This is a genomic window from Salinicola sp., assembly GCF_982684285.1.
On the sequence record NZ_CEXLVS010000470.1, the window covers coordinates 1 to 1,336 of the forward strand.

The 1,336-nt window shown below is 44.0% G+C and carries 2 protein-coding genes; one reads left to right on the forward strand and one right to left on the reverse strand.

Features of this window, described 5'->3' with window-relative positions:
- Window positions 1–211: orotidine 5'-phosphate decarboxylase / HUMPS family protein (locus AC3AYF_RS21175; protein WP_487780441.1), on the forward strand; the 211-nt coding region annotated here is incomplete at its 5' end.
- Between the two features lie 63 nt (window positions 212–274).
- On the opposite strand, the gene AC3AYF_RS21180 is transcribed toward AC3AYF_RS21175, so the two are convergent.
- A partial coding sequence (locus tag AC3AYF_RS21180; protein ID WP_487780442.1) for a methyl-accepting chemotaxis protein occupies window positions 275–1,336 on the reverse strand: 1,062 nt, incomplete at its 5' end.

The window sequence follows — 1,336 nt, forward strand, 5'->3', positions numbered from 1 at the left end:
GCAAGCCTTGCGCGCACAACATAGTGATGCTTTCCAATTAATAACCCCAGGTATTCGCCCCGCTAATAGTGAACGAGGCGATCAACACCGAACAATGACGCCTATCGAAGCAATCACAGCAGGCAGTAATTATCTTGTGATTGGTCGCCCTATCACTGCCGCATCGGATCCAATGCTTGCACTTAAAGGCATTGAAGACAGCCTAATTTAGGCACAAAAAAGCCACGCATTTTACTGCGTGGCTTTTCACTCTAACTAACTTAAACGCGATAATTTACACTTTAAATTTACTCGCCGCATCTTGTAATTGACTAGACAGTGCTGAAAGCGAATCAATCGCTACCAATATCTCTTGACCACCAACTGCCGTTCTATCTGCAACTTGACTGATATTAGTAATGCCTCGATTAATATCTTCTGCGGCTGCAGATTGCTCATTAGCTGCACTCGAAATAGAAGCACTCATTTCATCCATCTTAGTAATCATTGCTGTAATCGTATCTAAAGCTTCTCCTGCACACGCCGCTTTCTCCACACTTTTTTGAGCTTGTTCTCGACCTTCATTCATCACGCTAACTGCGGCACTTGCTCCCGCTTGCAAACGCCCTACCATTTCTTCAATTTCATGTGTTGAATCCTGCGTTCTTGCTGCTAATGTACGGACTTCATCAGCAACCACAGCAAAACCACGACCATGCTCCCCAGCACGAGCCGCCTCAATCGCAGCATTTAATGCCAATAAGTTGGTTTGTTCCGTAATGCCTCGAATAACATCGACGATTGCACCGATATTACTAATATCAGACTCTAGGTTATTTAATGTGTCCGCTGCTTTTTCCACTTCGTTAGCTAAAGAATCAATAGCATGCATTGCTTCTGTAACTACCTGCTTACCGGCTTGCGCTTCGCTATCTGCATTACGTGCCGCCTCTGCAGTATCTGCCGCGGTCCTCGCAACATCCTGCACAGATGCGGTCATCACATTCATTGAGTTAGCAACTTGCGTAGTTTCTGCTTGTTGAGTCAATACGCCCTCTACTGTTTGCCTACTCGTTACTGACATATTTTGTGTTTCGGTTTGCATTTGAGCAACACCATCCACTAAGGAATTCACAAGTTCTGCAACATTCTTTCTCGCACTGTTCAACTCAAAAGCCATCCAACTAAAATCACTTTTCCCGGCAATTACAACGGCTTGAGTTAAGTCGCCTTTCTTGATATTTTGAATGCCGTCAACTAAGATATTAGCCCGTTGCATACCAAAATTACCAATATATGTTGCTATTATATAAATCAAAATGCTGGCAATAGTTGCCGTGCTCAGCCCTACAATCAG